This window comes from Clostridium thermobutyricum (assembly GCF_000371465.1).
GTDB classification, from domain to species: Bacteria; Bacillota; Clostridia; order Clostridiales; family Clostridiaceae; genus Clostridium; species Clostridium thermobutyricum.
The window spans coordinates 897,560-921,924 of sequence record NZ_KB850956.1 but is presented as its reverse complement, the minus strand read 5'-3'; the positions used below and the strand labels follow the sequence as shown (position 1 = coordinate 921,924).

Annotated in this window: 23 protein-coding genes and 1 riboswitch; of the genes, 4 read left to right on the top strand and 19 right to left on the bottom strand. The window is 24.3% G+C overall.

Annotated features, from left to right (window positions below):
• Position 1: 1 nt before the first annotated feature.
• The 6 genes from HMPREF1092_RS04080 to HMPREF1092_RS04055 all read right to left on the bottom strand — a co-directional run bounded on the left by HMPREF1092_RS04080 (position 2) and on the right by HMPREF1092_RS04055 (position 4,579).
• Positions 2–454, bottom strand: a complete 453-nt coding sequence (locus tag HMPREF1092_RS04080) for a MarR family winged helix-turn-helix transcriptional regulator (RefSeq protein ID WP_002597346.1) — start codon at positions 452–454, stop codon at positions 2–4.
• 254 nt (positions 455–708) lie between these two features.
• The gene (locus HMPREF1092_RS04075) at positions 709–2,100 is read right to left on the bottom strand and encodes an NCS2 family permease (RefSeq protein WP_002597345.1); all 1,392 of its coding nucleotides are present in this window, start codon (positions 2,098–2,100) and stop codon (positions 709–711) included.
• Between the two features lie 73 nt (positions 2,101–2,173).
• Positions 2,174–2,275: riboswitch (purine riboswitch) on the bottom strand.
• Between the two features lie 56 nt (positions 2,276–2,331).
• Positions 2,332–2,748, bottom strand: coding sequence for a DUF3592 domain-containing protein (locus HMPREF1092_RS04070; RefSeq protein ID WP_002597344.1), 417 nt, complete (start codon positions 2,746–2,748; stop codon positions 2,332–2,334).
• Positions 2,749–2,851: 103 nt separating this feature from the next.
• A complete protein-coding gene (locus tag HMPREF1092_RS04065; protein WP_002597343.1) occupies positions 2,852–3,346 on the bottom strand; it encodes a flavin reductase family protein in 495 nt (164 codons plus the stop codon).
• Positions 3,328–4,236, bottom strand: coding sequence for an NAD-dependent epimerase/dehydratase family protein (locus HMPREF1092_RS04060; RefSeq protein ID WP_002597342.1), 909 nt, complete (start codon positions 4,234–4,236; stop codon positions 3,328–3,330). Before HMPREF1092_RS04060 ends, HMPREF1092_RS04065 begins: the two co-directional genes overlap by 19 nt.
• A gap of 100 nt (positions 4,237–4,336) precedes the next feature.
• On the bottom strand, positions 4,337–4,579 hold the full coding sequence (locus HMPREF1092_RS04055) for a hypothetical protein (RefSeq protein ID WP_002597341.1): 243 nt from the start codon (positions 4,577–4,579) through the stop codon (positions 4,337–4,339).
• A 119-nt stretch (positions 4,580–4,698) separates the two neighbouring features.
• Between HMPREF1092_RS04055 and HMPREF1092_RS17110 the strand changes: the two genes are divergently transcribed.
• Positions 4,699–4,845, top strand: coding sequence for a hypothetical protein (locus HMPREF1092_RS17110; RefSeq protein WP_002597340.1), 147 nt, complete (start codon positions 4,699–4,701; stop codon positions 4,843–4,845).
• Here the strand turns inward: HMPREF1092_RS17110 and yaaA are convergent.
• The 3 genes from yaaA to HMPREF1092_RS04045 all read right to left on the bottom strand — a co-directional run bounded on the left by yaaA (position 4,837) and on the right by HMPREF1092_RS04045 (position 8,274).
• Entirely contained in the window at positions 4,837–5,604 is a 768-nt protein-coding gene (gene yaaA / locus HMPREF1092_RS04050; protein ID WP_002597339.1) for a peroxide stress protein YaaA, read from the bottom strand. The two genes, HMPREF1092_RS17110 and yaaA, sit on opposite strands and share 9 nt — an antisense overlap.
• A gap of 222 nt (positions 5,605–5,826) precedes the next feature.
• Positions 5,827–5,982, bottom strand: a complete 156-nt coding sequence (locus HMPREF1092_RS17105) for a hypothetical protein (protein WP_002597338.1) — start codon at positions 5,980–5,982, stop codon at positions 5,827–5,829.
• A 111-nt stretch (positions 5,983–6,093) separates the two neighbouring features.
• Positions 6,094–8,274 (bottom strand): DNA topoisomerase III, encoded by a 2,181-nt coding sequence (locus tag HMPREF1092_RS04045; RefSeq protein ID WP_002597337.1) that lies wholly within the window; start codon positions 8,272–8,274, stop codon positions 6,094–6,096.
• 179 nt (positions 8,275–8,453) lie between these two features.
• On the opposite strand from HMPREF1092_RS04045, the gene HMPREF1092_RS16430 reads away from it, so the two are divergent.
• A complete protein-coding gene (locus tag HMPREF1092_RS16430; protein WP_002597336.1) occupies positions 8,454–10,319 on the top strand; it encodes a sensor histidine kinase in 1,866 nt (621 codons plus the stop codon).
• A 26-nt stretch (positions 10,320–10,345) separates the two neighbouring features.
• Here the strand turns inward: HMPREF1092_RS16430 and HMPREF1092_RS04035 are convergent, their stop codons facing one another.
• The 4 genes from HMPREF1092_RS04035 to HMPREF1092_RS04025 form a co-directional block, all read right to left on the bottom strand.
• Positions 10,346–10,747 (bottom strand): hypothetical protein, encoded by a 402-nt coding sequence (locus tag HMPREF1092_RS04035; RefSeq protein ID WP_144054925.1) that lies wholly within the window; start codon positions 10,745–10,747, stop codon positions 10,346–10,348.
• A 41-nt stretch (positions 10,748–10,788) separates the two neighbouring features.
• Entirely contained in the window at positions 10,789–11,148 is a 360-nt protein-coding gene (locus HMPREF1092_RS04030; protein ID WP_002597334.1) for a hypothetical protein, read from the bottom strand.
• Positions 11,149–11,434: 286 nt separating this feature from the next.
• Positions 11,435–11,575 carry a hypothetical protein gene (locus HMPREF1092_RS17100; protein ID WP_186003707.1) on the bottom strand — a complete coding sequence of 47 codons (141 nt, stop codon included), beginning with the start codon at positions 11,573–11,575 and terminating at the stop codon, positions 11,435–11,437.
• Positions 11,576–11,793: 218 nt separating this feature from the next.
• Positions 11,794–12,702 carry a TetR/AcrR family transcriptional regulator gene (locus HMPREF1092_RS04025; protein WP_002597333.1) on the bottom strand — a complete coding sequence of 303 codons (909 nt, stop codon included), beginning with the start codon at positions 12,700–12,702 and terminating at the stop codon, positions 11,794–11,796.
• Between the two features lie 278 nt (positions 12,703–12,980).
• On the opposite strand from HMPREF1092_RS04025, the gene HMPREF1092_RS04020 reads away from it, so the two are divergent.
• Complete coding sequence (locus tag HMPREF1092_RS04020) at positions 12,981–14,570, top strand: WG repeat-containing protein (RefSeq protein WP_002597332.1); 1,590 nt, start codon at positions 12,981–12,983, stop codon at positions 14,568–14,570.
• A gap of 24 nt (positions 14,571–14,594) precedes the next feature.
• Here HMPREF1092_RS04020 and pnuC (HMPREF1092_RS04015) read toward each other — a convergent pair whose 3' ends face one another.
• The 6 genes from pnuC (HMPREF1092_RS04015) to HMPREF1092_RS03990 form a co-directional block, all read right to left on the bottom strand.
• Positions 14,595–15,356 (bottom strand): nicotinamide riboside transporter PnuC, encoded by a 762-nt coding sequence (pnuC, locus tag HMPREF1092_RS04015; RefSeq protein ID WP_002597331.1) that lies wholly within the window; start codon positions 15,354–15,356, stop codon positions 14,595–14,597.
• A gap of 287 nt (positions 15,357–15,643) precedes the next feature.
• Positions 15,644–18,217: a 3'-5' exonuclease gene (locus HMPREF1092_RS04010; RefSeq protein ID WP_002597330.1), complete on the bottom strand. Its 2,574-nt coding sequence runs from the start codon at positions 18,215–18,217 to the stop codon at positions 15,644–15,646.
• A 131-nt stretch (positions 18,218–18,348) separates the two neighbouring features.
• A complete protein-coding gene (locus tag HMPREF1092_RS04005; protein ID WP_002597329.1) occupies positions 18,349–20,013 on the bottom strand; it encodes an acyl-CoA dehydratase activase in 1,665 nt (554 codons plus the stop codon).
• A 1-nt stretch (position 20,014) separates the two neighbouring features.
• Entirely contained in the window at positions 20,015–21,292 is a 1,278-nt protein-coding gene (locus HMPREF1092_RS04000) for a 2-hydroxyacyl-CoA dehydratase subunit D (RefSeq protein ID WP_002597328.1), read from the bottom strand.
• A gap of 165 nt (positions 21,293–21,457) precedes the next feature.
• A complete protein-coding gene (locus HMPREF1092_RS03995; protein WP_002597327.1) occupies positions 21,458–21,937 on the bottom strand; it encodes a QueT transporter family protein in 480 nt (159 codons plus the stop codon).
• Between the two features lies 1 nt (position 21,938).
• Positions 21,939–22,634 (bottom strand): radical SAM protein, encoded by a 696-nt coding sequence (locus HMPREF1092_RS03990; protein ID WP_002597326.1) that lies wholly within the window; start codon positions 22,632–22,634, stop codon positions 21,939–21,941.
• Positions 22,635–23,393: 759 nt separating this feature from the next.
• On the opposite strand from HMPREF1092_RS03990, the gene pnuC (HMPREF1092_RS03985) reads away from it, so the two are divergent.
• Positions 23,394–24,194: a nicotinamide riboside transporter PnuC gene (gene pnuC, locus HMPREF1092_RS03985; protein WP_002597325.1), complete on the top strand. Its 801-nt coding sequence runs from the start codon at positions 23,394–23,396 to the stop codon at positions 24,192–24,194.
• Positions 24,195–24,365 lie beyond the last annotated feature (171 nt).

The window sequence follows — 24,365 nt, the reverse complement described above, 5'->3', positions numbered from 1 at the left end:
CTTATTTTTTTAGATTGTATTCTCTCTTAAAAAATTCATTTAATCTTTCTAAGGATGATATAAGAGTATTTTCCTCTTCTTCTGATAAGCCATCAATTGTAGCTTTAATCATATCATTATGAAATTTTTCATGAAGTCTATATGCAAGCTTTCCTCTTTTTGTTAATTTAATCAAAACAACTCTTCTATCTTCCTCAATTCTTTTTCTCTCAACATATTCTTTTTTTATTAATTTATTTATAGCAGTTGTTAATGTACCAACTGTTATCTTTAAATCTTGTGCCACTTCTGACATGGTTCTTTCTGTGTACATTCCAATTGCTTCTAAAGTATGCATTTCTGTTACAGATAAATCATTTAAAGCTCCTTGCTTTAAAGCCTGTTCTTCAATTTGAAGTATGTCATTAAATAAATCTACCATTAGCTCATTTAAAATTTTTTCTTTCTTATCCATTCTTAATCCTCCAGATTCTAAAATTCCTAAATATAACTATAATATCTTTAACAACATAAATCAATGTCAATCAAATATTTCTTATTTCAAATCTTTTGATAATCAAACTATAATATAATCAAACTAATTTGTCAACTATTTAATAAAAAAATACTAATTCAAGAACTAATTACCTTAATCTATATAATTTTATAAAATAAAAAAAATTGATTGAGAGATAAAGGTAAATCCTTATCTCCAATCAATCTTTCTTATTAGTCTGGCATAAGTATAAATCTTAATATAAATAATATTGCAAATATATAAATTATTTTATTTACTTCCTTTCCTTTACCAGTAGCAATTTTACATATAGGATAAAATATAAGTCCTATTGCAATTCCATTTGCTATTGAATATGTAAAAGGCATCATAACTATTGTAAAAAATGCTGGTACTGCTTCTGAAAAATCTTTAAAATCTATTTCTGTTACTGCTCTCATCATAAGAATTCCTACTATAACTAAAGCTTGAGATGATGCACTTTGAGGAACAATCCCAACTAACCCACTAAAAAATAATGATAAAATTAGCATTAAACTTACAACCACATTTGACAAACCAGTTCTTGCCCCTTGTGCTATTCCTGAAGAACTTTCTACAACTGTAGCAAGAGTAGTTGTCCCTAATAAAGCTCCTATTGTAGTTCCTACTGAATCTGAAGTAAGTGCTTTTCTTAAATTTGTTACTTCTCCACTTTCATCAACCATTCCTGCATTTTGTGCTGTTCCTAATAAAGTTCCTATTGTATCAAAAAGATCTACTAAGCTTATTGTTATTACTACCATAAGAACTGTTAAAATAGCTCCTAAAATCCCATGTCCATTACTTGTCAATAATCCTTTTAAATCTATTGCAAAAAAAGTATTACCTATATGAGGAAGAGAAAATATTTTCATTCCAGTAAGATTAGTTACTCCCATAGGTATTCCAATAATAGTAGTTAAAATTATTGATATTAATATAGCCCCAGTAACATTTCTAGCCATTAATATAACACCTATTACTAATCCTATTATTGATAATAATACAGCTTTATTTGTAAAATCTCCAAAAGCTACTAAAGTTGATGGATTTGAAACAATTATTCCTCCACTTTTTAGTCCAATTATTGTAACAAATAATCCAATTCCTGCTGTAATTGCATATTTTAAATTTTGCGGAATTGAATAAATTATTTTTTCTCTAATAGATGTTAATGTTATAATTACAAACAAAATTCCTGATATAAATACTGCTGCAAGTCCTTCTTGCCAACTAAAATTAAGTTTTATGCAAACATTAAAAGTAAAAAATGATACTAATCCAAGTCCTGGTGCTAATACAAATGGTAAATTTGCATAAAAAGCCATTATAAGTGTTCCTATTGCAGCTGCTATACATACTGATGCAAAGGCAGATGCTACTATTGGATCTGTTGCCATAGAAATTTTATTTGCAGCATTTCCTTTTAATCCTTCTAAATTCATTCCTGAAAGCTTTAATATATTTGGAATTACAAGCAAAGCATAAGCAAATGTAACAAAGGTTGTTAATCCTCCTATAACTTCTGTTTTGACATTTGTCTTATTTTGTTTTAGTTTAAATATTTTTTCTAATAAGTTCATCCTTTGTTTTCCCCCTAAATTTTAAATAAAAAAACTAGCCTTGGAAATTTAGGTAAACCAAAACTAGACATATCTATAAATTTGATTTACCTATAGTAAAAAAATTTACGGTTTTTTTGTAGAAACATCTGAACCTTATTTTCAGAATTATATAGGTAGTTTTTTTATTTTTATAAATTATACTACAATTATTCATATTCATTATGTTTAATCTATATATTTTACATATTATTAATACTTAAACAAAAATAACATTAATGAAAATGAAAATAACATTAATGATAGCATAAATAAAAGTATTGGAAATCTGAAAAATTCTATCCTGGAATCCATATAAATCTCTTTGCTTCTTCTATCATATATGACATCGATTTCATCACCAATTTCATACTTTCTCCTATCAATTTCTTCTTCATAATTAAAAACTTTCTTCTGCCCATTTAGTTCTATTTCTATAACAGGTTTATACAATGTTACTTTTTCTCTATAACTCCAAGTTTCTAAAATAACTTCTTCTAATTTTCTAAAATCTATTATTTTCCCTCTTATTCTCTTTCCTCTTTTATATAACCTTAATCTTTTACTAAATACACTTATAGACCAAACTAATACACTTATTCCAAAAGCAATTAAAACATACATATCCATAGAATTTCTCCTTTTATAAGTATTTACTATAGAATATGTTTTTTATATTATTTATGTTAAAAAAATAGGCAGTAATTTTTAATTACTGCCTATTTTCTACAAATTAATATTCTTCTACAATTTCACCAAAATAAAGAACATGCCCTTTTGTTTCTCCATCATAGAATGTTTTAACAAATTCTTTATCTAAATCATCTAAATTCATAGTATTTTTAAATACTATTTTACATTCATAATATTTTTCACAACCTTCAATAATTGGAGTTTTTACTTTTTTACTTTTTATAAACTTAATTCCTGCTTCTTTTTCTTTATCTACATCTCTTCCTGATTTTGTTCCACAAATTTTTAATGCTTCTAATTTATTTTTTTCATATGGAATACTTACTGTAAAGCTTTCTCCATTTTTCATAAATTCATTTGTATATCTTGATTCTCTAACTAAAACCATAAATACAGGCTTTCTCCACATAAATCCTATGCTTCCCCAGCTTATAGTCATTGTATTAAACTCTTTATCATTTCCTGCTGTTAAAAAAGCGCCTCCCATTAATCCATCAATATCTTTTTCTATTGTTTTTATAAATGTACTTTCCATTTTTTAGCTTCCTTTCTTAATTCTTCTTTTATAATTTGTCTCATCTCACTTTTTGCATCTTTGAATCTATACAAAAAGAATACTCTTATATATGAAGTACTCATAGTTAAATTAAGTTGATCATTATAAGGAGATGTATCATCTATATCTATTGATGAATCTACAAATGCTTTTACATTTGTTTCTTCTTCTATCATTTCTATTATATCACTTAAATTTACTTCTCCTAAACATGCTGCATTAATGGGACCATTTATGTCTTTCTTTCCAAGCCATTCTAAAAATATTCCTGCCTCATCTTCTGTTATAATATTCATTTTATAATCTTTTTTTGTGGAATAAATCTTTTTTTCTTTAATTACAGAATTTATATAACTATTAAGTCTTCCTGTATAATCATTTTCACCTATTACTACAGGAAATCTTACCATTGCAACTTCAAATTTAGAATATTTATAAAATACAGCTTCCATTAATCGTTTTCCTTCAGCATATGAAAAATCCTCTCTATCTCCAAAAGTTATTTCATAATCTTTAGGATTAAATTCACATTCTTTAATCATTTCTCCCCTCTTTTTATTATAAACAGCTGCAGAAGAAGTAACTATATATCTTTTAGTTTTTCCATTAAAAACTTCTGTACTTATTAAAGCTTCATTTGGTGAATAACAAATATTATCATAAACTATATCAAACTTTTTATTTTTTAAAGCTTCTTTTAATTCTTCTTTATTTTTTCTATTACATTTTATCCTTTTTACTTTATCTCCAAAATCATCCTTTACAATTCCTCTTGTTAAAATAGTTACTTCATTTCCACTATTTATTAAAGTTTTTACTAACTTTTTTCCAAAGAATCTAGTACCACCTATCACTAAAACTTTTCTCATAAAATTCCCCCATTTTACTAACCTATATTTAAATGATATCACATATTCCTTTTTTTCCCAATAAGTAAAAGCTTTATTTAAAAAATAAAGCTTTTACTTACTAAAACAAGACAACTTGTATAATTATGAAGAATGTTAAAATTAAAAATATGGGAACTGATAATACTGCTATCATCATATATCCTGTTCCTTTTTTATTATATGCTTCCATCTCTTCACTTATTTCACTTTTATAATTATCTATTTTTCCAACTTTTTTATAATTACTGAATGCCTTTATAAAAGTAGTTATCATTATGATTACAACTATAATATCTATTAAAGCCAAAATTATTGTAGACATAATTTGCCCCTCCTATTTTTTTACACTACATTTATTATCTTACATACTATTTTCTTTATTTTAAAGTAATTTTATATTAAAATATTATTAATAAACTTTAGAAACAAAGGAGAATATGTATGAAACTAGTAATATTTTTAATAATTTCTATTCCTTTTTTTGTTGCCTTATATTTACTTTTCACAAATTGTAAAAAGATGATAAAAGATAGGGATAATGCCTTAGAAAAAAGAAATTCTATATCTAAAAAAGATAATTTATCCTAAGGTATAAACAAATTCTTTTTCATTACTCATATCTTCTCTAAATATATAACCTTCTAAGTCAAAGGATTTTAATTCATCCTTTGTCTTTATTTTATTTTTCATTATATATGTAGCCATAAGCCCTCTACATCTTTTAGCATGTACTGTTACTACTTTATACTTTCCATTTTTATATTCTTTAAATACTGGAGTTATAACTTGTACACCTTTTAATTCATTAAGTTTTACTGATTTAGAGTATTCCTCTGAAGCTAAATTTACAAGTATATTTGTTTCAGTTTTTTCTAAATCCTCTAGTATAGTATTTTTTATTTTATCTCCCCAAAACTCATATAGATTTTTTTTATCTTCTATATTTAGTTTTGTTCCCATTTCAAGTCTATATTTACTTATTAAATCAAGAGGTCTTAAAACTCCATACAATCCTGATAAAACTCGTAAATGACTATTTGCATAGTAAAGATCCTCTTCACTATAACTTTCTATTTCTAGCCCTCTAAAAGCTTCTCCGTTAAAATAGAAAATACAAGGAAATAAATTTTCTCTATCAACTGTACTAAATTTATGTATATATGAAAAAACATCATCTCTAAGCTTTTCAGATATTTTCATTAAAGAGCATAACTCATCTGGATTAAACTCTTTTAATCTGTTATTTATCTTTATACTTTCATTGTCAAATCTTGTTCTAGTACATTTTAAACTTTTATTAAATTCTCTATCTAAAAGTTTTTTAGCTGGTGATAAAATAGCTAACATTTTAATTCTCCTTTTTAAATTAATTTTATATTATTATTTTAACACATTATAATATTTTCTATATTAATATAAATTTCTAAAGTTAATTATAACATATGATTATAATTATATAATTCACATATCTTTACAAATTTATTTAAATAAACATTATTTAAACTATTAAAAAATACTTTAAAATAAAAAGCTCTATTTTATTTAATAAAATAGAGCTTTTTATTTTAATTAATTTATATGGTCACTTTGGAAACCTTCACGTTTAATTGAATGTTTTTTAGCTGTTCTATTATGATTTTTTCCTTCTTCACTAGTTATTGGTGTTTGATAATTACATTTTTCCATTCTAGCTCTTTTATTATCTGGTTGACTATCTTTTGCCATACTATTTCACCTCCAAGTAAGTATCAAAATTAGTATTTCTAAAAATTAATAAATTTATTAGAAGAAAAATAAGCCATTATTCTTAACTATGTTAGAATAATGACTTTGTTTTTATTTAAAATCTTTTAAAAGTGCTGCAAATGGATTATTGATATCTTCATTTGCTTCTTTTTTCATCTTTTGCATTATTTTATTTACTTCTCTTTTATTTACTTTATCATTTTTTTCAAATCTCTTTTTAAATTGAGATTCTTTTTCTCTAAAGTTACAGTTTGCTCCAGGACATACATATATTTTTCCATCTCCTGAACCTCTAAGCTCTAGTCTCTTTTTACATTCAGGACATCTTGCATTTGTTATTCTTGAAATATTTTCTCTATGCCCACATTCTCTATCTTGGCATACATACATTTCTCCTTGCTTTCCTTTAACTTGAAGCATATATTTTCCACATTTAGGACATTTCTTTCCTGTTAAATTATCATGATGGAATTTGCTTTGTGCAAGTTTTACATCTTCAATAAGGGCTACTGTATAATTTCTTATTTCCTTTAAGAATTTATTTGGATCTTCTTTTCCTTTACTTATGGCATCAAGTCTTCTTTCCCACTCTGCTGTTAATAATGGTGATTTTAAATCCTCTGGAACAAGCTCTATAAGTTGCTTTCCTTTTGATGTTGGATAAATATCTTTTCCTCTTTTTTCTATAACAAATGAGTTAAATAATTTTTCTATAATATCTGCTCTAGTTGCAACTGTTCCAAGTCCACCTGTTTCATTTAAAGTTTTAGCTGAAGCTTTATCTACATTAATGTATTTTTGTGGATTTTCCATTGCTGATAAAAGAGTTGCTTCATTAAATCTAGCTGGTGGAGTTGTAAAATTCTTTTTAACCTCTACATTTTTAATTTGTAGAGATTCCCCTTTATTTATAACAGGTAACGTTTGGTCTTTTATATCATCTGAAGATTCATCCTCGTCTAATTTTTCATAAAGTCTCTTCCATCCTTTTTCTTTTTCAACTTTTCCCTTAGCAAGAAGTTTTTCTCCATTAGCTTCTCCCTCTAATGTGGTTTCTACATAAACATATGCAGACATAAGATGACTTAAAAATCTTTTTACTACTAAATCATAAACTTTTCTTTCATCTGAACTTAAAAGAGCTAAATTTCCTCTTTCTTCTGTTGGAATTATAGCATGGTGATCTGATACTTTTGAATTATCTACAAAACTTTTATTTCCTTTAATATCTTTTTTCATAAGATTTTCGCAAATTGCTCTGTATTCTCCAACTCCAACTGCTTTTATTCTATCTTTAAGTGTTCCTACTATATCTGTAGTAATATATCTTGAATCTGTTCTTGGATATGTTAAAATTTTATAGTTTTCATATAATCTTTGCATTATATTTAAAGTTTGCTTTGCAGAAAATCCAAAAAGTCTATTACAATCTCTTTGAAGTTCTGTTAAATCATAAAGAGCTTTTGGATAAGCTTTTTTATCTTTACTATTTACATTTACTATATTTATATTTGAACCTTTAAGTTTCATTTCAATTTTTTTACTAAACTCTAAATCAAATATTCTTCCATTGTTATCTTTATTTACCCAAGTAAAATTGCATTTATCTGATTTTACAGTTATAGTGTGATATTCTTTAGGTTTAAAATTTTTAATTTCTTCTTCTCTATTTACTATAAGACTTAAAGTAGGAGATTGAACTCTTCCTGCTGAAAGCTGTGCATTATATTTACAAGTTAGTCCTCTAGTTACATTAAGCCCTACAAGCCAATCAGCTTCTGCTCTACATTCCGCTGCTTTAAAAAGATTATTATATTTATTTCCATCTTTTAAATTATTGAATCCTTCTAATATTGCTTTATTTGTTTGAGATGATATCCAAAGTCTTTTTATCTTTTTTTTAGATCCTGCTTTTTCTATAATCCATCTAGCTACAAGTTCTCCTTCTCTTCCAGCATCTGTTGCAATTACTATTTCATTTATATCTTCTCTATTAATTAATTTTTTTACATTATAAAATTGCTTTGATGTTTTTTTTAATACTACAGTTTTCATGTGTTTAGGTAACATAGGCAAACTTTCCATATTCCAAGCCTTATATTTATCTCCATATCCTTCTGGGTCTTGAAATCCAACTAAATGACCTAATGCCCAAGTTACTACATATTTATTTCCTTCTATATAACTTCCTTTATTATTATTACATTTTAATACTCTTGCTATATCTCTACCAACTGATGGTTTTTCTGCTAAAACTAATATTTTACTCATAGTTTAATCCTTTCAAAATCTTTAATTTATTTCTTATCTTTCTTTATATTATATTCTATATTTAAATTTATACAAATCACACCATTTTACAAAAAAATTATAAATAATACTTTATTTTCCATTTATTTTATTGTAAAATGTACTTAAATTTCATTTCTATTTATCGAGGTATTGTAAATATGAGAGCTTTTAAATTATCATTCTTTTTATGTTTTTTATTTATTTTTATTCCTAGTGATATTGCTTTTGGTAATGAAAGTAAATCTGTTATTATTCTAAATCCTAAATTAGAATCTGAATTTTGTAAAAAACTCATAGAAGGAATTTCATTAAATTTTTCAGAAAATAATATAAATATAATTCCTTATATGATTACTGATCCAAATGACAAAAATGAAACACTACGTATAAAAAAACTAGCAGATGAAAATAATATCTTAGGCATAATCTCTTTTAATGAAGAGTCTAATAAATTAATTAGAAACTTTTCAGATTCATATTTAAATAATTATAAAATTATTACTTTTGACATTGGAAAAAATGATTATAAATATCCTAAAAATGTATCCCCATTTTTTCTAGACTTTGAACTTAATGAAAAAATGGACATAATTATTGAAGCCCATAATGTTTCAACAGTTAATTTTCTTGTAAGTAAAGCATTTACTAAATCAAAATTTTTTTCTTACATAGAAGATTATATGATTAATAATCCTAATATTAAATTTAATATTATTTATAGTGATATTGAATCAAAAGTAATAAATAAACTTAAAGAAGAAAATTCTTTAACTGTTGTTTTCTCAAATCTATATAAAACCTTAAGTACAGAAGGAATTATTTCGGAACTAACTCCTTTTGGTACAATGGAAAAAATCGCTCGTGTTACAGATAACCCTATTTATGGTGGCTTTAAAGAGTATGGAACGCGATTTAATGTAGGTTCTTTTGGATATAGTGGTATTTATATAGGAAATGCAATTGCTAATGATATACTTTATGACGCAGGAATTATAACTGATATTAATTTGAAATCAATACCTAAAAGTTGTGATTTTTTTATAAATACAGAACTAAATCATAAATTAAAAGTAGATGATAAATATTCTATAGAAACTTATGACTTTAAAGATAATATAAGCTTCTTTTCAGATAAAAAGATTAAAATTTTTGAATATATAATTTTATTATTTATTGTAATTTTTATCTATCTAATTTCTAAAAATATAATATTTAAAAAATTATACAATTCTCAAATTAAAATTGATTCATTAAAAACTAATTTTATTGCTAATATATCTCATGAACTTAGAACTCCTCTTAACATAATTATTAGTACTGTTAGCTTATTTGAAGTATATATAAAAAATGGAGAAATTCAATTTAAAACCGAAAATAGTTTAGAAAAATTTAAATATCTAAAAAAGAATTCTTTTAGATTATTAAAATTAATCAATAATATTATAGATACTACTCGTATGGATGCTGGCTATTTCACTCTTGATAAAAAGAAATATAATATTGTTGAAATAGTAGAAGATGTAACTATTTCAACAGTTGCATATGCAGAAAAGAAAAATATTGAACTTATATTTGATACTAATTATGAAGAAATTTATACTTTTGTAGATAACGATAAAATAGAAAGAGTTTGTTTAAACTTACTTTCTAACGCTTTAAAATTCACTCCTGCAGGCGGAAGAGTAACAGTCTTTATTGATAAATTAAGTGAATGCGCATTAACTATATCTGTAAAAGATACTGGATGTGGAATATCTCCTGAAAATCAAAAAACAATTTTTGATAGATTTGTACAAGCCAATAACTCATCTCTAAATAAAAATGAAGGAAGTGGAATTGGACTTTCTCTTTGTAAATCAATTATAAAGCAACATGGTGGTAATATAAATATTAAAAGCACAGTAAATGTAGGTACTACTTTTATAATACAACTCCCAATACTTAATAACCATGACCACTTTGGAATTGCCAAAAAGAATTCTAGATTAGACGATTTAAGAGAAATTGAGTTTTCTGATTATTAAAAAGAGAGGATTATAATCCTCTCTTTTTACATAAGATCTTCTTTTTCTAACAATAACTTTTTCATTTTCTTATATGACTCTTTTTCTTTTTCCTCATTTGGAAGTCTTTCTAAATAGTCATTACTTTCCTTAAAACCATTTTTTAAATACATAACTATTGATCTGTTCCATTTATAAGCAATAGAGTATTCTTTTCTAATTGCAAAGAAAAGTCCTATTAACTCTAAGATTATACCTATTACTATAAAAATTTGAAATAGCATTCCAAAAAATATTAATCCTAATCCTCCAAAAGCAAAATATGTTGGTATTCTACTAGCCTTTGTATCTACTCCTAAGTATTTTTCTAATTTTTTTATATCTTTATCTAAGTCAACTGGTACTTTAGCTCCATGACCATAACTATTAAAATTAGTTTCTGTATTCATAATATCCTCTTTATCTTTTTTTAACATATTTTTTAATCCTTTTAATTTATAAATTTTCTAAGAAAATAGACAATTAGACACAATATAATTATATCTATTATTAGAATTAAAATAGTCACTATAATTTTATTTTTAACAGTATTTTTTCCATAAGCATACATAAGAACTAATCCTACTGGTGGACAAACTGCTATCATTGTAACTATAAAACTCATTTTATTAAAGAAAAGATTTTCATCACTATCTATATCCCCAATATCTTCTTTAATAATATCAATTTTATTTTTCTCCAATATCTCTTTTATATTCTCTATATTTTTAGGAATGTCAAAATATTCATCTTCAATAATTTTCACATCAAATTCGCCTATATCTTTTGGTATTTTAAATTCATAAGTCATAATTAGCCCCCTTCCTTAAAATACACTTTTTATTTTACTATATTTTTTCAAATTTTGTCTGTCGGGAATCATAAATTTAATTTTTTTTAATTTAATAAAAGACCAAGGTACGTAATTCAATTTAAATATTTTATTATTTTAGAAATTATTATAAGCAACTAAAAAATACATTATAATATCATGTATTAAAGTATGTTTTATGTTAAACGAGAGACTTAAATGGTAAAAAACCATCAAAATATCTAATAATATTTTGACGGTTAATAAAAATTTAAGGTTATTTAATTTATTTTTTTTCTAATTTTTCAATTTTATCTTCTAATATAGATATTTTATTTTCCAGCTTATTGATATAGTATTTAAAAATAGCGAGTAACCCTAAAAAGATTGCTAGTAGTGGTAAAATAGTTTTTAATAAATTCTCCATCTTAATCCCCCTTATAAATTATTATGTCCTAGATGAGTACAAATACCAAACTCTATTTTTATATAGTTATTATAGAAATATTCTTTAAGACATCATTCATTATATTAACCCCTTAATTAATTGAATTAAATAATATAGGGAATAGTATTTAATTACACTAATAAATTAAACAAATAGTGAAACTTAGTTCGCTATATTTTTTATTAAAAAATTATATTTTATTTCTGTATTACAGCCCAAATATATTTTAAATAATTTATATTCTCATCTATTTTATCAATCTTTGCAAGCTCTGCAAGAAGTCCTTTTATTAATAAATCATTTGTTTTTTCTTTCTTTATTTCTTTTAATAAAATATCTAGAATTTCATATACATCTTCTTTATTTCCTACTGTAAGATCATTTTTTATTATATTCCTTATAGCTTCTATTCTACAATTCCATTTTCTAAACAATGTTTCTTTATCTTCAACAACAGGTCTATCAATTAATAATTTTTCCATTAAGTTAGATTTAATTATTGGTTTGTAGCCTAAATTAGCTGATACTATAGAATTCATATTTCTAACTATAAATTTTGCTATTTCTTTAAAATCACCTATAACATAATCTTTAGCTATAAATAAAAATGACATCTCTCTTAATATTCCAGTAAGCCATATACTCACGTCTACTATGTTATCTCTTATTTCTTCTCCATAGCATTCAATAATCATTCCTTTAATCCAATTAAATATTAAAATTTTATTTTCTATTATAAGTTGTTCAACCTTTTTATCTTTTCTTATAACTTCATTTCTTGTAAGAATTATTGTTAAATCTCTTCTACTAAAAAAATGTTTAAGTAATAAATATATCTTTTCTTCAAACTTTTCTTTTTCAGTTAAATTTTTATTTAAATCAACGCTTTGAATTAAATCAATCATTATAGAATTAAAATGTTTTATTACACTAATTAATATTTCTTCTTTTGATTCAAAATATTTATATATAGTTGCTTTTGACATGCTGCATTTATCTGCTATATCTTTAACTGATGTTTTATCATATCCTCTATTAGAAAAAAGAGCAATTGAAACGTTTAATATTTCTCTTTTTTTATCTATAATCTCTATCTTTTTTTCCATAACACTCCTCCAGTACTAATAGGTACTAACTACAAACTTACTAGTACTCATTATAGATTTACTCAATTATCTAGTCAATATATAGATTTTCTTTTTAATATATATTAACACTTTTTTATTAATAAATTTTATAAATACAATTTATATAGTCTTCACTTAATAATAGTTTTCATTTATTAACAATTTATTTATGTTTTCGACTATTTTTTTTAACATTTCCATATACTTTAACCTTTATAATTTTAATTACTTAGTATATTTGTTTAGGAGGTTAGTTTATGCCAAAACTAATTAAAAAGATATTACCTCCTTTAATTATAATATTAGCTTGTATTATTATTATTTTTATTGGTGGACCAAAAAAAACTAAAAAAGAAGTGGAACCTCTAACTCCTCTTGTTTTCCAAAGCAGCACTAATCATCTATATGGAGCTGTTGATACAAAAAGAAAAGTTATAATTGAACCTAAATATAAAACATTATTCGCCAAACAACTTGATGGGGAATATTATTTTATAGGTACTACAGAAAGTAATGAAACAGATATAATGACTGATGAAGGAAAAATATTAGATAGAGTTCCTTCTAATTATGTAAATGTTTCTGTTCTTAGTTTAAAAGATAAGTTATTAGAAGTGTCTAATAATACTAATAACTTTGTAGGTGTTATAAATTTTGAAAACCAAACTATAATTCCAATGAAATATAATACATTATCATTTAAAAATGATTTTTTAATTCTAAATCCTTTAAGTAATGAATCTATTGCAAACAAAAACGGAAAAATTTTAGTATCATCTAAAGATTATTCTTCTGTTACTATTGAAGATAATGGTATAGTTGTTACTAATAAAAAAGGACTATATGGATTACTAGATTTTAATGGAAATGTAGTTTTAGAGCCTACTTACAACAATATACATGGTGTTTATGGAAATATATTTGCCGTAGGTAATAACAATGGAAATTATGCACTATATAATCTAGTAAACAGAAATTTTATATCATCTTTTAAATATACTTATATACAAAAGGAAGCAAAATCATCTCCATTTTTAGCTTGTAAAGTTTATAATGGTGTTTCTTTATATGGATACGTAGATAGTAGAGGAAGTACTGTTATTCCATTTGAATTTCAATCAGGTTATGCATTTACTGATAATTATGCTATAGTACAACAAAATGGTGTGTATGGGCTTATTGATAAAAGTGGTAATTTCTTAATCAAACCTAAGTACACTATTATTCCTGGAAATGCTTATGCAATAGAAAGTTTCCAAAATGGAAATTACTATGTTGGATATTTAGATAACAAATCATATATTATGAATTCTAATGGAGAAGTAATTGCTGATGTTCCTGGAGTTGTACAAACTATATCTAATAAAACTGTATTTTATCAAACAACGGATAATAAAGATTTTCTTTATAATTTAAATACAAAGAAAACTATGTCTGTAAATTTATACTTAATGCCTTTATCAAAAGGAACTTTAACTCCTGATGGATATTTTGGAGCATATAAAAATGTTTCTAAATCTAAATTTGTAAATTCTATGTATCTTTATGAAGAAGGTAAAGGTATAATTAGTCAAAATGGTTATAACAGTATTAAATTTGAAAATGGATTATTTATATGTAAATCTGAAAAAAGATATGACCTTTTAAAACCAGATGGTCGTGTTCTTATTTCATTTGATCCTGTTAATATTTTAAATATTTCTGTTACTCCAGATGGTCTTATCTATGTACAAAAGGTAAATCCTGCAATTGGAAACAGAATGCATGCAACTGTAGCAGAACAACAAAATACAAGACTAATTTCTTTATATAATATAAAGGGTGAAAAAATATCTTTTGAAAAATAAAAAAACCGCTTAATGCGGTTTTTTTTATTTTTTATGTTTTTTATAAATTTTATTCCAATTATAAAATCCGTAAAATGCAATTATTCCATATTGTAGCCATACTAAAGCTCCTGAAAAATCACTTACTGTAAATCCATTTTTTATCATTGATTCAATAAATAAAACAATACCTAAATTTGATAATATCCAGAAATACCATTGTTCCATATATCTTCTTGAAGTTAAAAATACTGCATATATTGTAAAAACAGTTGTTAGTGAATCTAATATATATTCTTTATCTGGTGCTAATATTAATTTAAATCCGTGCTCTAAAAGATATGGTAATGATTTTAAGAACCATGCATATAAAATCCATCCAACTATTACAAAAATTATTGTTATTATCCAATGCTTTGCTTTAAATCTTTTTATTTCAATTTCTTCACTATGATTTTCTTGAAGATTTCTTCTCCAGTCAATGAATCCAATAACTATAAGTGGTAATATAAAAATTATATTTTGTATTACTTGTCCATATAATTGACCATACCAAGCAACTATAGCATATGTTACTGTGTTTAAAGTCCACCAAAAGTAACATTTAATACTTGCTTTTGCTTGATAAATAGATGTGAATATACCTGATATTGTTGAAATAATTCCTATTATACTTGAAAACTCAAAAATTGTTGCCCAAGTACCCGTCCCTGTAATTACTGGTATAAAAAAAGCTATTATACTAGCAATTAAAAAAAATACAAAAAATCCTTTTTGAAAAGGAGAAAACTCTTTAAAAAAATTCATATTAAAATCACTCTTACTTTCTTTTAAATTTAGTTTTAGTTATTTAATTTTATGAAGCTTCATACATTTAGATTTGATTTTATATATTTTTTTCTTTTTACTCAATAGGATTTAAAAAAAATTTTTTATTTGTTTATATTTAGTTCTCATTCTTTATTTTTTTATAATACCATTTTTATTCAAAACCGTTTACAATTAGAAATTTATGTTTTTAATTGAAAAGAGATATGTATATACCTATAATACATATCTCTTTTAACTTTATCTCATACTTTTATATCCAAATTTTATTCACTTAATAAATCTATAAAATAACTTCTATCTACTCTTTTATTCCATTTATTTTTCATAGAATATGTTAAAAATATTCTTCTTTTACCTCTTGTAAGACCAACATAAAAAAGTCTTTTTTCTTCTTCAATATCTCCTTTTTTATTTGGAAATGTTCCTTCTTGTAACCCACTTAATATTATATTTTCAAATTCCAATCCCTTAGCTTGGTGTATTGTTAAAATAGGAATTCTTATCTTACCGTTTTTATTTACTAAAATCTCTTCTAAATCTCCATTTGATAATCCTGTTAAATTTATACTTTCAATAATTGAATCTCTTGGGATTTTTTCTTTTTCATCTACTATCTTTAAAACTTCTCTTAATTTACTTATGTTTTCTTTTTTTATCTCTTTTGTTTCATTTGAATATGAACCAAAAAAATTAAATTTTTCTAATAAATAATCTATCATTTCATAACTTCTAAGTTCATAACTATTTTTTCTTATCTCTTTTAGACTTTCTCTAAAATATCTAAATTTATCAAAATCCTTATTTATAATATTTTTTCTTTCTTCACTAAAAGGAATTATTTTTTCATTTAATGCTATTGTTAAAATTTCTCCCGTTGCCCTTATATCATCTAAAGCATTGTGACTAGGTCTTGTTTTTGTCCCTACAAATTTACTTAAATATTCTAATTTATGATTTGGTAATTGAGAATAAAATCTTCTATAAATTTCAAGAGTATCATAAACCCCTTTTAAATTCATTTTTTTCATTCTAGCTCTTTTAAGCTCACTTGAAAATATGCTTATATCATAATTTACATTATGCCCAACTATTACTGTACCATCTATATAATCTAAAAAATCCTTAAATACAATTTCTTTTTCTTCTCCAACTTCTTTTAAATATTCATCACTAAAATTATGGACAAAATATGAGCTTCCAACTGTTTTAGATGGTTTTATAAATCTTTCAAATTTATCTATTTCATTTCCATTAGAATCTAACTTTATAGCAGCTATTTGTATTATCTCATCTTCTGTTACATTAACTCCAGTACTCTCTACATCAAATACAACTATATTAGAATTTTTAAATTCTTCTATTAATGTAGTATAATATTCTCCTTTTTCACTGTACTCACTTACATAGTCATTTATTTTTATTCTAAGTTTTTTATGAGTTTTACTATCCATTATAGAGCTTATTGTATCCTTTGAAACTTTTGTATTTAATTTCTTTAATATTCTTTCTAAATTTACAGTATCATGTTCATTTATTATAACTTTAAAAAATCCTATAACATCTTTAACTTCTACTCTCTTAAAAAAATTAAAATCATCTACAAGAGCAAATTCAAAATTTAAATTTTTTTCCTGAAGCTCTCTTATTTGCATACTTATATCAGTATTTATATAATTATTTCTAGTCAAAATACAAGTACTTTTCAAGTCTGCTCCTTTTTCCTGAAGCTCTTTGCATATTTTTATAATTCCTCTTGACTCTTCTTTTGGATTTTCAAAAGATAAAATCTTTATATCATCTCCATCTTCTTTTGAAAATGACTCTAATCCATTTGAATATATTTTATTAAATTTATCTTTAAAAGCATTTTTAAGAAATGTTTTACTTAAATTATTTATTTTTTTAGTTGAACGATAATTTTCATTAAAAGAAATTTCTATTGGATTAAATTTTCTAAAGTCATATAATATTTCTAAAGGCTTTGAACCTCTAAAAGAATATATTGTTTGAAAAGAATCTCCACATAACAAAACATTATTTCCTTCAAAAATTTTTCTTATTACTCCATATTCAATTAGTCCTGTATCCTGCATTTCATCTACACAAATATATTTAAATCTTTCTCTATATTCTTCTACTATTTCTTTATTTCTAAAAATAATTTTTGCAGTTGATAAAATATCATTAAAATCAATTCCTCTATTTGTAGCTAACAAAGTATTATATACTCTAGCAAAAACATTTCCCTCATTTAAAATTAAATTTTCTAAGTTTGAATCTTTTATAAATTCATATCCTTCTTTATAAGTTACTAAATCACTTAGCTTAATTCTTTTTTCTCTACTATTTTTTATTATTTCTAAAACTCTAAGTAAATCCTTGTTTTCACTTTCTGTAAAAATATCTTTTTCTATTCTTATTTCTTTTATGAAATTTATACATTTCTGAAGCCTTATTGGATCTAAATTTCTAGGTTCACTAATTCTTTTTATTAATTCTTTTGTATCATTTTGATCAAAAACTGTGAAATCATAGAAAAAATCTGTTTTCTTTTTTGCAAATTCTTTTATTATTGATAAGCAAAAACTATGAAAAGTTTTTACTATAACATCTTTACCTCTTCCTTTTGTTTTATCTAATATTCTTTCTTTAAGCTCCATACAAGCTTTATTAGTAAAAGTTATACATAAAATTTTTTTAGCATCTATTCCTTTATCTAGCATTTTACATATTCTTTCTGATAGAACCATTGTTTTTCCTGTTCCTGCTGGAGCAGTTAAGTATATATTTCTATTAAATTCATTTATTACTTTTAATTGATTTTCATTAAACTCCATAAAATCCTCCAAGATTATTTCTATATATTAATAGTATAATCCAATATATTCCTAAAATAAAAGTGATTAAGAATACTTACTTTCCATTCTTTTCAGTATTCTTAATCACTTTTAATAATTTTATTCAAATATTATAAAGTTTCTAATATTTTTTCAAGTCCTATTAAAGCTGCACCTACAGCTCCACAAATTTGTGGTTCTTCTGCTATAAATAATTTTCCATTTAATCTTTCTTCTATTGCTTTTATTACACCAGCATTTTTTGCAACCCCACCAGTCATCATAAATCCTGGATTTCTTCCCACTCTATCTACAAGAGCAACTGTTTTTGTTGCAATAGATTTGTTTACTCCATGAATTATATCTCTTCTCTCTTTGTTATCTGCAATTAAAGAAACAACTTCTGATTCAGCAAATACTGAACAAACACTTGTTATAGTTATATCTTCATTATAAGTAAGTCCTTCTACAGACATATCTTTTAATTCTATTTCAAGAGTTTTACTTATCATTTCTAAGAATCTACCAGTACCAGCTGCACACTTATCATTCATAACAAAGCTTTTTACATTTCCATTTTCATCAATAGATATTGCCTTACTATCTTGTCCTCCAATATCTATTATTGTTCTAACATCTTTATTAAAGAAATGTGCTCCTTTACCATGACAAGTTATTTCTGTTATATTTTCATCTACGAAATCTATATTATATCTACCATAACCTGTTCCAACTATTAAAGATATATCTTCTTTAGTTAATTTAGCTTCTTTTAATGCTAAATCTAAAGCTTTATAAGCTGAATCCTTAGCTCTAGCTCCTGTTCTAACTATTACACTACTTAAAATATTTTTATCTTTATCTAAAATAATTACATTTGTTGAAGTAGAACCGCTATCTACTCCCATAGCATATATTTTATCTTTATTTTTTATTTCTTTCATCTTGAACTGTCCTCCATTTAACTGCTCATTAAAAGCTTCTATACGAGTTTTTATCTGTCCATTACTTTGATTAGTTAAATCTGATTCTATCTTTATAATTGGAATATTTCCTTTATTTAATCCCATATATTCAAATGAATAATGGTCACAGAATTTAACTGTATGATATATTATTCCTTTTAAATTAGGATCTTCAACTAAAGTTCTTCTATTAGTTGTATCAGCCATTCTCATACAAGGAGTTTTACTCAATATTTGATCTGAATACCATTCTGCTATCTCTTCTATAGAATTAAAATTGTTAACTTCAGTTATATAATGTTCTTTAGAGCAAGTCTCATTTACAAGAGGATAATCAAGATTATCTTCTATCTTATGTATTAAATCTAATGAAGCCTTAGCTCCTAAAAGAACAATATAGTCTTTTTCTTTTTCTCTTTTTGGTGAAAGATATTTATATAATCCTTTATTAAACTTTTCTATATTAAATTCTTTACCTTTATATTCTTCATAAGCTTTTATAAATTTAATTATTTCATTTTTAAGCATATCTTTAGAACAGCAACTATTTTTTCTTGGTAAGTCCATCATATAAACAAACTTTATTTCATCCATTTTTTCTAAAGTATCTTTTAATCTTCTGATGGAATCACAACAATTTACAAGAAAAACTTCTTCTATTCCTTTTTCAATTAAAGTATCTAAAAGAACTTTGCTATAAGAACACATTGATGGATGAAGAAGAGTTTCTGACTTATCAAATCCATCTATATCACTATTAATAATTTTTCCTTCTTCTGAAAAACCTTCAAATATAGCAAAAGGACTATATTTACACATACATCCTATCATATTATTTTTCCCCTCCATCCTTACTTTCTAACATTTCAAAGAAAGCTTCAAGTCTAGTTTTATTTTGACCTTCTTGACCATTTCTTCTATCAACAGCATCTCCATCAATACTAAGCATAGGAATATTATTTTTATTTAATATTTCCTTTAATATTAATGAACCACCACTTGATTGTTTACAGCCCCAATGACAGAAGTTAACTACTCCATCAGCATTTAATTCTTTAGCTAATTTTAATATATTATTTCCTCTTCTTTCATATGGACCATTATAAGAATTTAATATAAGTTTTTTAGCAATAGATCTATAAATATTATTTACATCTATCTCTTCTAAATAGTCTCCATTCATATCAGACATTAAAAGTTGATATTCTTCATTTTTATCTAAATATTCTCTTAAGGATTGACTATAAAATGGAAGTAAATGTGCCCATAAAATTTTCTTTTTAGGTTTTTTATAAGGATAATTTTTTATATCATCTAAAAGCATCTTATAAAATTTTAAAGAGTCTTCTCTTCCTATAAAAGGATGAGTAACAAAAACTCTAAACATTTCGATAGTCAAACTATTTGGGAAATATTTTTCTCCTAATAATCTTAAATATTCTTTATAACATTTTAAAGATTCATTTTCTCTTAAAACTACTTCTTTTAATTTTTCTTCATTTAATTTTCTTCCTAAATGTTCCTCCATAAAAGATACCATTTCATGCAATTGATTTTCTACATATGAAACAGATTCCTCTGAATATTCATATGGAACATCTATAACAAAACTATCTATTCCATAAAGTTCTGATACAAGTCTAAAAGTATTTATGTTTCCATCGCAAGCAGTAGATGTTGTAATTGCAAATCTTGGTTTTTCAATTACTTTTGATATTGCTCCACCTATAAATGTCTTATGATAAGAACAAAGACTATCAGATATTCCATTTCTTTCTGCTACATCTATTAATACATCTTCACATCTTGTTCCTGAAATATATGAAGAAAATGCTTCTATAAGCTGTGGATGTAAATCAAAAGCATGCAAAAACTCTCCAGGAGTAAATACATTTATAAAAACAGTATTATTTGAGTTTTTTAAAGGTTCTAGAGTAAACTTCATGCAAAGTTCAGAAAGATAATTAAGTGATTTAGGTAAATCTTTTTCACCCATAAGCTTTAATCTTAAATATTCTAAATTATATCCTGTCTTAAGCATCTTTCTAAATTTTTTTGGTTCATCTATTCTTTTTTTAATCATATCACTATAAATTTTAATAGCATCCATATTTAAAACCTCTTTAATATTTTTTAACTTTAAACAAAGCTGTTTTTTTATTATACATTAAAATATTTTTGGTATTTTTGAATTTTTGTATACATACAATTAATATTTTGAAAAATTTTAGATAAAAATAAGACTTAAGTTTTAACAACCTAAGTCTTATCAATATTATAACTTTATTATTTCTAAGAATTTTTTTCTTTTTATTAAAGCTTTATATAAAGGATATCCAACAACTGTTACAGATATAAACTCTCCTAATGAAAAGCCAACTAAGCTTATCCAAAATGGTAAATGAGCAAATATGTGTAAAAAATATACTACTGGAAGGCAAAAAATTGTTGGCCAAAAGCTTCCAAGAAACATATTTTTTGTTTTGCTTATTAAATATGTAGAAAATAAAGTTCCTAAAGTTCCAAAAATTATATCAGATATCCCAAATGGACTCATAATATTTGCAATTAAACATCCAAGAGTTAAGCTTATTACATATCTCTTATCAAAAAATGCTAAAAGAACTAACACTTCTGAAATTCTTATTTGAAATATTCCATAACCTATAGGTGCTACTGCAAAAGTCATTACTGCATAAAGTGCACAAACTATTGCAAGTTTTGCTAATACTACTGTTTTACTATTTTTTCTCATATTAGTCTTCGCTCCCTACACCTAAATCTGTATTATGAAAAAGAACTTCTATCCTTTCATTATCTTTTAGATAAGCATATTTTTCAGCAAACCATTTTATTAATTCCTCATCTCTTTTAAGTGATGTTGTATTTTCAACATAAACATTTACACATCCTAATTTAAAATGATTTTCTAATATTTCAATATCTCTCTCTATCATTTCTTTTGTTTGACCTTTTATACCTACAAGTAAACATATAGAGTCGAAATATTTATTTACTTCTGTATATTCTTTAAAACCTGCACCTTTATTTAAAAATTTCATTCTAAAATCATTATCAAAAGTTTCTACTCCACATCTAAAAATTATTTCAATACCAAAAAATTCTCTCATTTCATCTAATCTCTCTTTGTATATCCAATGGCATTCAACAAATAATTTTTCTATTCCTTTTGATATTATAATTTCTCTAATATCTTTTAAACTTTCATCTGGTAATTCAAAAATACTACCTGAATTTATTACATCTAAAACTTTAAATTCACCAGTTACATTTTTTAATACTTCTTTATTAAAAGATATTATTTCTTTTTCATTTTTAGAGTTATCTTCTATGTAATCACAAAAAGTACATCTTCCCCACTTACAAGGAAAGCCTTTTAGCATTACCATTTCTCTTTTATTTTTTCCTAATACTTTACTGTATCTTTGCATAAATTTATCTCCTTTATAAAGGCACACAAATTAAACATAAGTTTAAAATGCCTTAGTTTTATTTATAGACAGGAGGCTTTCGAACTGTCTAATCTTTATTTACTGTCCTATTATACAAGTATAACTCTAATAAAATCAATAATTTATAAAAGAATCCTCAAAAAAATTTAAAAACTAAATATTCTATAATATTTTAAACAAAATAAAAGTTAATTCTAAAGCTACTTTTTTATATAAATAAATTTATATGTTAATTAATGTTTAACGTTTTCAAGAAGAGTTTTAAGCAACTTAATTAATATTATTTTATACTCTTTAATCTCAAAAAATTATATATTATAATATATTAATGTATTTTTTGTGTATTCTATTAACTATTAAATGTATATAATTTTATTTAAAGACTACTCTATTTATTTTTTTCAACTAATTAAACCTTTTCATACTTTCATTTTTATATTAAAATCTATTTTTTTATTTAAATTTTATATTTATTATTATCTATTTATTTTTAATGTTCATTATTTTTTTATCTTTTTTTGTATAATATACCTTATTACTTGGAAAACTGTTGTTATGTAAATATTTACGTCCATTTTTTATTATTAATTTATTCATACTTTATCATTTAGAATATTCTATTAACCTTTTTTTGACTTTTATCCTTTTTTATTACATTGAATTATTAATTTTTTAACTATACAATAAGTTTGAAAATTCGAATTTATAAATACCAATGATTAGTTTTTAGGAGGCATTATGATTAACTCATTTAAAAAGTTTTCAAAATTTCACAAGGTTTACTTAATTTTCTTTTTAGTTGTAAACATTTTATTCTTTATAAGTCCTGTATTTCAAGGGCAATCACTTGCTACTAGCTTAACAATAGTTACAATAGCTGGTTTACTTTCAACTATAACAGGTTTATTTGCAGCAATTTATACTGCTCGTGCTGAAGTAGCTGCTTATGCTTGGGGAGTTGCTAATACATGTTTTTATATATTTGTTTCCCTTTCACGTCATATGTATGGTGAAGTTATTCTTTACACTTTATATATGTTACCAATGAACTGTTATGGTTTCTATGCATGGAAAAAAAGTACTTTAGAAGCACAAAAGAAAGATTCATCATCTTCTACAATTGAAGTTAGAAGCTTAAAATTAACACAATGGATTGCTGTTATTATTTTTGTAATTTTAGTTTGGGCATTATATTCTCAATTTGTATATCATTTACCAGAGATAATAAAATCTTTATTCAATTTTACTATTGAACCTGATACTTCTTATTTAATAGATTCATTTACAGCAACAATTACTATATGTGCTGTTATTGTATCAACTCAAAGATTTAAAGAAACTTGGTATTTTTGGATTCTTTCTGATGCAGTTGGAATAGCCTTATATATACATTCCCTTGTAGCAGCACCTGTCTTCTCACTTGGAGCATTATCTGGTGCTATGATGTGGATTCAATTTACAGTTAACGCAGTTTACGGACTTATTCTTTGGAAAAAAATTGACGTTAAAGAACACCAAATAGAGGCATCATCAAATTAAAATAGCGTATCCTCATATAAAAATATAAATATATAGATTTAAATAAAAACTTTGTACCTATAATACAAAGTTTTTATTTTTATTGAAATTTTTCCTTTTTTTGTTATAATAAATATAAGAAAACATTTACACTTATTGTGTATGAATAATTTGGCATACAACCCAAATCCT